Origin of the sequence: Pseudomonas xantholysinigenes (assembly GCF_014268885.2) — a bacterium.
Taxonomy (GTDB): domain Bacteria; phylum Pseudomonadota; class Gammaproteobacteria; order Pseudomonadales; family Pseudomonadaceae; genus Aquipseudomonas; species Aquipseudomonas xantholysinigenes.
In genome coordinates this window covers 3,551,524-3,562,500 of the sequence record NZ_CP077095.1, presented here as the reverse complement: position 1 = coordinate 3,562,500, position 10,977 = coordinate 3,551,524, and the positions used below count along the sequence as shown (strand labels likewise).

Genomic DNA, 10,977 nt, shown 5'->3' with positions numbered 1-10,977 from the left:
GCTAGTCTAACCTTCGGGAGGACGGTTACCACGGTGTGATTCATGACTGGGGTGAAGTCGTAACAAGGTAGCCGTAGGGGAACCTGCGGCTGGATCACCTCCTTAATCGAAGACATCAGCCTGCTGATGAGCTCCCACACGAATTGCTTGATTCATTGTGTAAAGACGATGCTGTAACGCGACCCTGTTATAGGTCTGTAGCTCAGTTGGTTAGAGCGCACCCCTGATAAGGGTGAGGTCGGCAGTTCAAATCTGCCCAGACCTACCAATTACTTGGTGCGGCTGGTCAAATGGGGCCATAGCTCAGCTGGGAGAGCGCCTGCCTTGCACGCAGGAGGTCAGCGGTTCGATCCCGCTTGGCTCCACCACTCTTTCAGGTTTCGCAGCACTGCTCAGAACTTAGAAATGAGCATTCCAATGTGAATGTTGATTTCTGACTTTTGTCAGATCGTTCTTTAAAAATTCGGATATGTGATAGATAGACTGAATGCCAGTTTCACTGCTGGTTATTCAGGCTAAGGTAAAATTTGTGAGTTCTGCTCAGTAATGAGCGAAATGCGAATTTTCGGCGAATGTCGTCTTCACAGTATAACCAGATTGCTTGGGGTTATATGGTCAAGTGAAGAAGCGCATACGGTGGATGCCTTGGCAGTCAGAGGCGATGAAAGACGTGGTAGCCTGCGATAAGCTTTGGGGAGTCGGCAAACAGACTGTGATCCAGAGATCTCTGAATGGGGGAACCCACTCAGCATAAGCTGAGTATCTTGTACTGAATACATAGGTGCAAGAGGCGAACCAGGGGAACTGAAACATCTAAGTACCCTGAGGAAAAGAAATCAACCGAGATTCCCTTAGTAGTGGCGAGCGAACGGGGACCAGCCCTTAAGCTGGTTTGAGATTAGTGGAACGCTCTGGAAAGTGCGGCCATAGTGGGTGATAGCCCCGTACACGAAAATCTCTTGCCAGTGAAATCGAGTAGGACGGAGCACGAGAAACTTTGTCTGAACATGGGGGGACCATCCTCCAAGGCTAAATACTACTGACTGACCGATAGTGAACCAGTACCGTGAGGGAAAGGCGAAAAGAACCCCGGAGAGGGGAGTGAAATAGAACCTGAAACCGTATGCGTACAAGCAGTGGGAGCCTACTTTGTTAGGTGACTGCGTACCTTTTGTATAATGGGTCAGCGACTTATATTCAGTGGCGAGCTTAACCGAATAGGGGAGGCGTAGCGAAAGCGAGTCTTAATAGGGCGCTTTAGTCGCTGGGTATAGACCCGAAACCGGGCGATCTATCCATGGGCAGGTTGAAGGTTAGGTAACACTGACTGGAGGACCGAACCGACTACCGTTGAAAAGTTAGCGGATGACCTGTGGATCGGAGTGAAAGGCTAATCAAGCTCGGAGATAGCTGGTTCTCCTCGAAAGCTATTTAGGTAGCGCCTCATGTATCACTGTAGGGGGTAGAGCACTGTTTCGGCTAGGGGGTCATCCCGACTTACCAAACCGATGCAAACTCCGAATACCTACAAGTGCCGAGCATGGGAGACACACGGCGGGTGCTAACGTCCGTCGTGAAAAGGGAAACAACCCAGACCGTCAGCTAAGGTCCCAAAGTCATGGTTAAGTGGGAAACGATGTGGGAAGGCTTAGACAGCTAGGAGGTTGGCTTAGAAGCAGCCATCCTTTAAAGAAAGCGTAATAGCTCACTAGTCGAGTCGGCCTGCGCGGAAGATGTAACGGGGCTCAAACCATGCACCGAAGCTACGGGTGTCACCTCTGGTGACGCGGTAGAGGAGCGTTCTGTAAGCCTGTGAAGGTGAGTTGAGAAGCTTGCTGGAGGTATCAGAAGTGCGAATGCTGACATGAGTAACGACAATGCGAGTGAAAAACTCGCACGCCGAAAGACCAAGGTTTCCTGCGCAACGTTAATCGACGCAGGGTTAGTCGGTCCCTAAGGCGAGGCTGAAAAGCGTAGTCGATGGAAAACAGGTTAATATTCCTGTACTTCCAGTTATTGCGATGGAGGGACGGAGAAGGCTAGGCCAGCTTGGCGTTGGTTGTCCAAGTTTAAGGTGGTAGGCTGAGATCTTAGGCAAATCCGGGATTTCAAGGCCGAGAGCTGATGACGAGTGCTCATTAGAGCGCGAAGTGGTTGATGCCATGCTTCCAAGAAAAGCTCCTAAGCTTCAGATAACTGGGAACCGTACCCCAAACCGACACAGGTGGTTAGGTAGAGAATACCAAGGCGCTTGAGAGAACTCGGGTGAAGGAACTAGGCAAAATGGCACCGTAACTTCGGGAGAAGGTGCGCCGGTGAGGGTGAAGCACTTGCTGCGTAAGCCCACGCCGGTCGAAGATACCAGGCCGCTGCGACTGTTTATTAAAAACACAGCACTCTGCAAACACGAAAGTGGACGTATAGGGTGTGACGCCTGCCCGGTGCCGGAAGGTTAATTGATGGGGTTAGCGCAAGCGAAGCTCTTGATCGAAGCCCCGGTAAACGGCGGCCGTAACTATAACGGTCCTAAGGTAGCGAAATTCCTTGTCGGGTAAGTTCCGACCTGCACGAATGGCGTAACGATGGCGGCGCTGTCTCCACCCGAGACTCAGTGAAATTGAAATCGCTGTGAAGATGCAGTGTATCCGCGGCTAGACGGAAAGACCCCGTGAACCTTTACTATAGCTTTGCACTGGACTTTGAGCTTGCTTGTGTAGGATAGGTGGGAGGCTTTGAAGTGGGGACGCCAGTTCTCATGGAGCCATCCTTGAAATACCACCCTGGCAACCTTGAGGTTCTAACTCAGGTCCGTTATCCGGATCGAGGACAGTGTATGGTGGGTAGTTTGACTGGGGCGGTCTCCTCCCAAAGAGTAACGGAGGAGTACGAAGGTGCGCTCAGACCGGTCGGAAATCGGTCGTAGAGTATAAAGGCAAAAGCGCGCTTGACTGCGAGACAAACACGTCGAGCAGGTACGAAAGTAGGTCTTAGTGATCCGGTGGTTCTGTATGGAAGGGCCATCGCTCAACGGATAAAAGGTACTCCGGGGATAACAGGCTGATACCGCCCAAGAGTTCATATCGACGGCGGTGTTTGGCACCTCGATGTCGGCTCATCACATCCTGGGGCTGAAGCCGGTCCCAAGGGTATGGCTGTTCGCCATTTAAAGTGGTACGCGAGCTGGGTTTAGAACGTCGTGAGACAGTTCGGTCCCTATCTGCCGTGGACGTTTGAGATTTGAGAGGGGCTGCTCCTAGTACGAGAGGACCGGAGTGGACGAACCTCTGGTGTTCCGGTTGTCACGCCAGTGGCATTGCCGGGTAGCTATGTTCGGAAGAGATAACCGCTGAAAGCATCTAAGCGGGAAACTTGCCTCAAGATGAGATCTCACTGGGATCTTGAATCCCCTGAAGGGCCGTCGAAGACTACGACGTTGATAGGTTGGGTGTGTAAGCGCTGTGAGGCGTTGAGCTAACCAATACTAATTGCCCGTGAGGCTTGACCATATAACACCCAAGCAATCTGCGCACGAAAGCAGATTGTGGTGGTGAAGACGAAAGACCCGAAAGTTCGCAACTTCACAAATCACATATCCGAATTGGCTGAGGGTGCTGCAAGGCATTCACGGCAACAGAATTTCTTGACGACCATAGAGCATTGGAACCACCTGATCCCATCCCGAACTCAGTAGTGAAACGATGCATCGCCGATGGTAGTGTGGGGCTTCCCCATGTGAGAGTAGGTCATCGTCAAGATTCATTTCGCAAAACCCCTATCTGCGCGAGCAGGTAGGGGTTTTGTCTTTTCTGCACTCCAAAAACAAACACGTCCCCCCCTGTAAGAGCGGCCTCGCCGAGGCGTCGGACCGGTCGGAATGGGCTGCGTAGCAGTCCCGGCGATCTTTGCGTCAATGCTGAGACCGTGGGGCTGCTACACAGCCCTTTCGCGGCACAAGGCCGCTCCTACAGGGGATCGCGTCGTGACTTTCAGCCCCGCGCCAACTCGGCCAGATGCGCCTTTGCCTCTTCGCTCTTGAGCACCAGCACATCGCTTTCCAGCGAGTCCAGCACCACCTCTGCGGTATTGCCGATCAGCGCCCCGGAGATCCCGGTCCGTGCCACGGTACCGACAATGGTCACCGCGGCATCGAGTTTCTTCTCGGTATAGGGAATCAACACATCCGCCGGCCCTTCGGCGATATGCAGGCGGTCATCGGTGATATCGAACTCCGCCTGGAACGCGTTGCAGGCTTCCCGATAGCGTTGCTCAATGGTCTGCGTGAGCTGGTAGACCGGGTCCGCGGCCGACAGCATAGGCGAGGGGTGGGCACTGATCACATGCAGTTCGCCCTTGGCCAGGCTGGCAATGTCATAGCCATGGTCGATGATACTGGCATGCAACAGGCGATGGGCTTCGTCCTGGTTGCCGACATCCACGGCGGCCAGGATCTTGCCTCCAGTCCAGGGCCGCTCGCTCTTGACCATCAGCACCGCGCACGGGCACTCGCGCAGCAGCTTCCAGTCGCTGGGGGTGAGCAATGCCTTGCGCAGCGGATTGTCTGGTCGATGCTCCTTGATCACCAGCTCGCAGCCTTCGGCCTGCTGCACATGGATGATCGACTTGTGCAGATTGTCCTTCCAGTGCTGTTCGTGGGTGACATTGTCGTAGCCGTCATCGTGCAACTGGCTGCTGAGCAAGCTGAGCAGCGCATCATGGTCCTGCTTCTTGTCGCACATCAGCAAGTGCAGGCGCGCGCCGGTCACCCCGGCAATCAGCTTGGCCCGGGTCAGGGCACGGCTGTGGGCGTGCTCGGGATCGAGCACGACAAGAATGCTGCGTACGGCTTGCATGGGCATGAACTCCCTTCAGATTGGCGGCCAATGCCTGACTATAGACGGCGCCGCTCCCGCCGCCGCTTGATATGTATCAAGCATAGTCACTGGCACTTGGCACGGTCGCCGGTATAATCGCCGGCCCTGCCGATGTCTTGTGTAATAGTGAGTGCCATGTCCCTGATTCCTGAAATCGACGCCTTCCTCGGTTGCCGTACCCCTGATGCCTGGATCGAGGCAGCGCTGGCCGACCAGGAAACCCTGCTGATCGATCACAAGAACTGCGAATTCAAGGCCGCCAGCACGGCGCTGAGCCTGATCGCCAAATACAACACTCACCTCGACTTGATCAACATGATGTCGCGCCTGGCTCGTGAAGAGTTGGTGCACCATGAGCAGGTGCTGCGCCTGATGAAGCGCCGTGGCGTGCCGCTACGGCCGGTCTCGGCCGGGCGCTACGCGTCGGGATTGCGACGCCTGGTGCGGGCCCACGAGCCGGTCAAGCTGGTGGATACCTTGGTGGTGGGGGCCTTCATCGAGGCGCGCAGTTGCGAGCGCTTCGCTGCTCTGGTACCGCACCTGGACGAAGAGCTCGGCACCTTCTACCATGGTCTGCTCAAGAGCGAGGCACGGCACTACCAGGGCTACCTGAAGTTGGCCCACCAGTATGGTGAAGCGGCGGATATTGCCCGGGTCGTCGAGCAGGTACGTGAAGCGGAGGCGCAACTGATCACCTCGCCCGACCAGGAACTGCGTTTTCACAGCGGTATTCCGCAGGCCCTGGCCGCCTAGTCGATTACTGGCGCCGTCCCAACAGCAAGCCCACCACCAGGCCGAAGCCGGCGGAAACCGCCACCGTCTGCCAAGGGTGCCCGCCAATGTAGTCCTGGGTAGCCTCGACCACCGGCTGGGCCTTCTGCCCCAGTCTGCTGGTGGCATCGCGGGCCTGGCGCAACTTCAGGCCCAGTTGCGCGCGCAGGGTATCGGCGTCCTCGCCGACCAATGAGGCGCTGTCGCTGAGTAGCCGTTCCGACTCCTCGATCAAGACCTGCAGCTCGCTGAACACCTGGTCTTTGATCTGCTCGCTGTCGACTTGCGCGGCGGTTTTCCTGGCCATGTACATATCCTCGTGAGGGTTAGGGCGTTGAACAGTGGATGCCAGGGCGCCGGGAAAGTTGCAGCGGCGTTCCGGCGGGCTGGCCATAGCGTGTAAGATAGCGGCCATTTTCCAGCGGCAGGTATTACCCCATGAGTTTCAATCTGGCCAATTTGAGCTTCCAGGAACGGGCGCAGATCGAGGCGGAAAAATCCCGTTTGTTCGAGTTCTGGCAGAGCAACCTGGGCAAGGCCAAGGGTGAGGCGGCACGGCTTATCGCCGAAAAACCACGGCGCAAGAGCAAATGGGCGGAGTGGGTGCGCGCTGAGCTCGAAGGCATGTCGCCACCGGAGTTCTCCAACCTGGTGCGCAGCGAGGTCAACAAGATGATGGCGGCCGCCAGCAACAATCGCTGAGTCAGGCAAAACGATTTCGATTATCCGCGGCTGGGTGTCTTCGAACTGGGCGTGCGTTGCGTCGCGGACTGACCATTACCAACCAGTCCGCGCCGGGTTGGGCAGGTCGAGCTTGCCTTTGTCGGAGAAGCGCACGGTGCCCAGCGGACCACCGGCAAGCTTGCCACGCAGCACATAGGGCAAGCCTTGCAGCGATTCGACCCGGCCCAGGCCATAAGCCTGGCGCAGGAAGGCGAACGCGGTGATGCTCACTGGCACCACGATCACCGCCTCGTCGTAGCGGCCGATATGCCCGCGCTGGTCGCTTACCCCAGCCGCCAAGGGCTGGTCGTTGACCTCCAGGTTCAAGGCGATGCCATTGAAGTCCACGGACGTTTCGTTGGGGTTCTGCACCCGGATTTTCACCGCCATGCGCAGCTCCAGGTCCTGGCCGGGGAGCGGTTCGATGCCGATCACACTGATGTTCAGTGGGTCGCGGTTCTGGAACAGGGCACAGGCGTTCAAGCCCAGGCACAACAACAGGATCAGGCAGCAGCGGACGAGCATGGCGGCGAAGGCCTCGGGTCGCGGGCGAAGCGGCAGTGTGGCAAATCCGCGAGGGCGTTGAAAGTGACGGGCGTTATGAAAGATACTGTTTCTCATTAACGCCCGATAATTCTTCCTGATGGCTTTCCTCTTTCCATGGCGACTTCTCCCGTGTCCGGGCTGCTGGCCAGTTTCCAGGAGCACTACGATGACCTGCTGCAGTTCCTGACCCGGCGCATGAGCGATCGTCAGCGCGCCGCCGATGTCGCCCAGGAAACCTACCTCAAGCTGGTGAAGGTCGATGGCCAGGCGGTGCAGGTGCTACACGCGCGCAGTTACATCTTTCGCGTTGCCGGCAACCTGGCCATCGATGCCTTGCGCCGCGAGCAGCGCCTGGCGGCCAGCCACGAGGACAGCGATGGCGACACGCCGGTAGCCTGCCCGGCACCACCTCCGGAGACCGCCCTGCTGGCCCGCGAGCGCTTGCGGATCCTTGACGAGGCGCTGCTGCAGCTATCCAGCAACGCACGCCAGGCGCTGTTGCTCAACCGGGTCGAAGGCCTGACCCAGGCGCAGATCGCGCAACGGCTGGGCGTTTCCGAGAGCATGGTGGCAAAATACATCGGCCAGGCCCTGCGCCACTGCCGTGACTGGCTCAAGCACAACCATGACTGAAGCCCACGCCATGCCTACCTGTCCCCCCCTCAGCGTGCTGTCCGACGATGCCCTTGACTGGCAGGTGTTGCTGCACTCAGGCAATGCCACGGCTGCCGATCGCGCGCGTTACCAGCGTTGGTGCCGGCTGAGCCCTGCCCATGCCGAGGCGGCGACCGAGGCCGAGGCGCTGTGGCGTGACCTGGGCCATACGCCAACGGCCCAGGCGACCCCGCTGACGCCGCGCAGGTGGCGTCGGCTGTCGGCGCTCGCCGCGTCGCTGGTGTTGTGCATGGCCGGTTATGGCGCCTGGCAGCAGCTGCCGGCCTGGCGCGCGGATTACCACACCAGCGTTGGCCAACGGCAGAGCCTGACCTTGGCCGATGGCTCGCGGGTCACCCTCAATAGCGCCAGCGCCTTGTCGGTGGTGTATAGCGATCATGAGCGCAAAGTAGTGCTGGAGGCGGGGGAGGCCTTGTTCGAGACAGTCGCCGACCCGCGTCCGTTCGTGGTGCAGGCGAGCGGCGCGGCGGTGACTGGCAATGCGGCAGTGTTCAGCGTGCGTCGCGTGTCCGGAGGCGATCAGGTGCTGTTGGCCGAAGGCCAGGCCCAGGTTGATGGGCAGGCGCTGCAGCCGGCGGCGGACGCCCGTACCCGCACCGCCTGGCAGCGCGGCAAGCTGATCTTCAATGGCAAGCCGCTGGGCCAGGTGTTGGCCGAGCTTGAGCGCTACCAGCATGGGCGCATCGTCATTCCCGACTCCCAGCTTGCCGCACTTGAAGTCAGTGGTGTGTTCGACCTCGACGACCCCCATGCGCTGTTGCGTACCCTCGAGCAGCGCTATGGGCTGAAGGTCACCTACCTGCCATTCCTGGCAGTGGTTTATTAAGCCGGTAAAGCGCAATCGAAATTTTTTTCATTCATCACTGCAAGATCGTCGCAGCCAGATCGTCGTAGGGGCACTGATCAGCCAACCCCTAACGCCTACGACTGTCTGGAAGCTCTTTTGTGAAAGCTACGCTCCCGCACCGCTTCAAACACGCCTTGCTGTCCTGCACCGCCCTGGCCACGCTGGCCGGCCCGTTGCTGGTCGAGGCCGCCACCGATGCCCCGGTTGGCAACGCTCAGGCCCGCCAGGTGACGCTCGACCTGCCGGCCCAGCCGCTGGACCAAGCCCTGACCGCGTTCGCCGACCAGGCCGGGCTGCACTTGCTGTACACCACCGCAGATGTCGCCGACCTGCAGGCGCCGGCGCTCAGCGGCCACTACAGCCTGGAGCAGGCGTTGCAATTGCTGCTGGGCGGCACCGGGGTCAGCTATCAGTTCGACGACGCGCGCACGGTCACTCTGCGCCGGACGCAAGCGCCGCAAAGTGTCAGCCTCAAACCCATCGAAGTCAGCGTGGCCTCGCGCACCAGCACCGCGATCAGCGAGATCCCTGGGACTGTCTGGGTGGTCGACCAGCAGCAGTTGCGCGAGCAGATCGACAGTGGCGTGAGCCTCAAGGAGGCTATCGGCAAGCTGGTGCCGGGCCTGGACCTGGCGCCGGAAGGGCGCACCAACTACGGCCAGAACATGCGTGGCCGCGAAGTGCTGGTGATGATCGACGGCGTCAGCCAGAACAGCTCCCGCGGCCTGTCACGGCAGTTCGACAGTATCTCGCCGTTCAACGTCGAGCGGGTCGAGGTACTGTCCGGGGCCAGCGCCATCTACGGTGGCGGCGCCACCGGTGGCATCATCAACATCGTCACCAAGAAAGGCGAGGCGGGGCCGTTGCGCTTTGAAACCCAGCTCGGCGCCAGCAGCGGCTTCAATAACAGTGACGACCTGTCGACCCGTATTGCCCAGTCGATCAGTGGCGGCAACGAACGGGTCAACGCCCGCCTGGGGGTTTCCGGTGAGCAGAACGAGGCATTCTATGACGGTGCCGGCGAGCAGATCTTCATCGACAACACCCAGACCGACCTGCAGTACAACCGCAGCGTCGATGTGCTCGGCACCCTTGGCCTGGCCCTGAACGAGGCGCAGAGCCTGGACCTGCTGGCCCAGTACTACGATTCCGGCAACCAAGGCAGCACCGGTATCTACTTCCCCAACCTGCGCCACAACGCGCCCTCGGATCTTGAGGACGCCGAGCTGCGCGGCGGTTATTCATCCGACCTGCAGCCACGTACCCGGCGGCTGCTGCTGAACGCCAACTACCACCACCGCGCTGTGCTCGGCCAGGATTTCTACCTGCAGGCCTCGTACCGCAAGGAAAACGACAACTTCTACCCGTTCCCTTATTACAACCCCGGCAAGCCCACCGGGTCGCGCGGCGTGTACTTCGCCGCGTCGCAGCAGAATTTCGAGGTCTCCAGCCTCAAGGCCCTGTTCGCCAAGCAGTGGGACAGCCTCAAGCTGACCTACGGCGTCGACCTCGACCGTGAGCGCTTCAACGCCGAGCAGACCACCTTCGATGCGCGGGTTTCGTCCGGTAGCGGCGGCCTGGACCTGGACAAGGCGAGCAAGGCGCCGCGCTACCCCAGCTACCGGGTCGATGGCCTGTCGTTCTACAGCCAGCTGGACTGGCACGTCACCGATAACCTGACCCTGTCCGGCGGCGCCCGGCGCCAGCAGATGGATGTCGAGGTCAGCGACTTCAAGACCGTACCCGGTGGCAGCAACGACTACCAGGTGAACCTATACAACCTCGGCGCCATCTACGACTTCAAGAACGGTCACCAGGTGTGGAGCAACTACGGCGAAGGCTTCGAACTGCCGGACCCGGCCAAGTACTACGGCAAGCCGGGCCTGTCGGTGGGCGACAACCCGCTGGCGGGGATCAAGAGCCGCCAGGTGGAACTGGGCTGGCGCTTTGCGGACCTCGACTGGAATGCCCAGGCGGCGCTGTATTACATCTGGTCGGACAAGGTCATCAACGTCGATTCGGCCACGCTGACCATCGATGTCGAGGAGCAGAAACGCCGCGACTTCGGCTTCGAGGGCGCACTGAGCCGCTATTTCCAGAACGGCTGGGAAACCGGCGGTACCTTGCACCTGGTGCGTTCCGAAGAGGAGGACGCCGATGGTGGCTGGATCAAGCGCGATGCTCGCTATGCCTCGCTGTCCAAGGCAACGGCCTTTGTCGGCTGGAAGGGCGATGGCCGCACCGCGCGGCTACAGGCCAATCATGCCTTCACCCTGCGCGACGATGCCCATCACCAGATCGACGGCTACACCACTTTCGACTTGCTGGGCAGCCAGGACACCGCATTCGGCACCTTCAGCGCCGGTGTGCAGAACCTGCTCGACAAGCAATACAGCACCGTGTGGGGGCAGCGGGCGACGCTGTTCTACGCGCCGACCTACGGGCCGGCGTACCTGTACGACTACCAAGGGCGTGGGCGGACCTACACGCTGACCTGGAGCCTGGCCTACTGATCATGGGCGGGTTTGGCGAGGGTAGGTGCCT

Annotated in this window: 7 protein-coding genes, 2 tRNA genes, 3 rRNA genes and 1 pseudogene (1 of these 13 only partly in view); 10 read left to right on the top strand and 3 right to left on the bottom strand. The window is 59.5% G+C overall.

What is annotated here, in order from left to right; genetic code table 11:
• The 5 genes from HU772_RS15855 to rrf all read left to right on the top strand — a co-directional run.
• Positions 1–105, top strand: a 16S ribosomal RNA gene (locus HU772_RS15855) (it extends 1,432 nt beyond the left edge of the window).
• Between the two features lie 86 nt (positions 106–191).
• Positions 192–268, top strand: a tRNA-Ile gene (locus tag HU772_RS15850).
• Positions 269–292: 24 nt separating this feature from the next.
• Positions 293–368: transfer RNA gene (locus tag HU772_RS15845), tRNA-Ala, on the top strand.
• A gap of 245 nt (positions 369–613) precedes the next feature.
• A 23S ribosomal RNA gene (locus HU772_RS15840) occupies positions 614–3,506 on the top strand.
• Positions 3,507–3,639: 133 nt separating this feature from the next.
• Positions 3,640–3,755, top strand: a 5S ribosomal RNA gene (gene rrf / locus HU772_RS15835).
• Together the 16S, 23S and 5S rRNA genes with 2 tRNA genes alongside form the textbook arrangement of a ribosomal RNA operon.
• A 231-nt stretch (positions 3,756–3,986) precedes the next feature.
• On the opposite strand, the gene HU772_RS15830 is transcribed toward rrf, so the two are convergent.
• A complete protein-coding gene (locus HU772_RS15830) occupies positions 3,987–4,850 on the bottom strand; it encodes a universal stress protein (protein ID WP_186662482.1) in 864 nt (287 codons plus the stop codon).
• Between the two features lie 156 nt (positions 4,851–5,006).
• Here HU772_RS15830 and HU772_RS15825 point away from each other — a divergent pair, with 156 nt between their 5' ends.
• Entirely contained in the window at positions 5,007–5,624 is a 618-nt protein-coding gene (locus tag HU772_RS15825) for a MiaE family protein (RefSeq protein WP_186662481.1), read from the top strand.
• A 4-nt stretch (positions 5,625–5,628) separates the two neighbouring features.
• Here HU772_RS15825 and HU772_RS15820 read toward each other — a convergent pair whose 3' ends face one another.
• On the bottom strand, positions 5,629–5,949 hold the full coding sequence (locus HU772_RS15820; protein ID WP_186662480.1) for an ElaB/YgaM/YqjD family protein: 321 nt from the start codon (positions 5,947–5,949) through the stop codon (positions 5,629–5,631).
• Positions 5,950–6,080: 131 nt separating this feature from the next.
• Here HU772_RS15820 and HU772_RS15815 point away from each other — a divergent pair, with 131 nt between their 5' ends.
• Entirely contained in the window at positions 6,081–6,344 is a 264-nt protein-coding gene (locus HU772_RS15815; protein ID WP_186662479.1) for a hypothetical protein, read from the top strand.
• Positions 6,345–6,419: 75 nt separating this feature from the next.
• Here HU772_RS15815 and HU772_RS15810 read toward each other — a convergent pair whose 3' ends face one another.
• Positions 6,420–6,890 (bottom strand): LEA/WHy family protein, encoded by a 471-nt coding sequence (locus HU772_RS15810; protein ID WP_186662478.1) that lies wholly within the window; start codon positions 6,888–6,890, stop codon positions 6,420–6,422.
• Between the two features lie 135 nt (positions 6,891–7,025).
• Between HU772_RS15810 and HU772_RS15805 the strand changes: the two are divergent.
• From HU772_RS15805 to HU772_RS15795, 3 genes and pseudogenes are all read left to right on the top strand, one after another.
• Positions 7,026–7,532 (top strand): annotated as a pseudogene (locus HU772_RS15805) (RNA polymerase sigma factor); the annotation flags it as partial.
• A gap of 4 nt (positions 7,533–7,536) precedes the next feature.
• Complete coding sequence (locus HU772_RS15800) at positions 7,537–8,412, top strand: FecR family protein (RefSeq protein ID WP_367617140.1); 876 nt, start codon at positions 7,537–7,539, stop codon at positions 8,410–8,412.
• Between the two features lie 119 nt (positions 8,413–8,531).
• The gene (locus HU772_RS15795) at positions 8,532–10,946 is read left to right on the top strand and encodes a TonB-dependent receptor (protein ID WP_225923032.1); all 2,415 of its coding nucleotides are present in this window, start codon (positions 8,532–8,534) and stop codon (positions 10,944–10,946) included.
• Positions 10,947–10,977 lie beyond the last annotated feature (31 nt).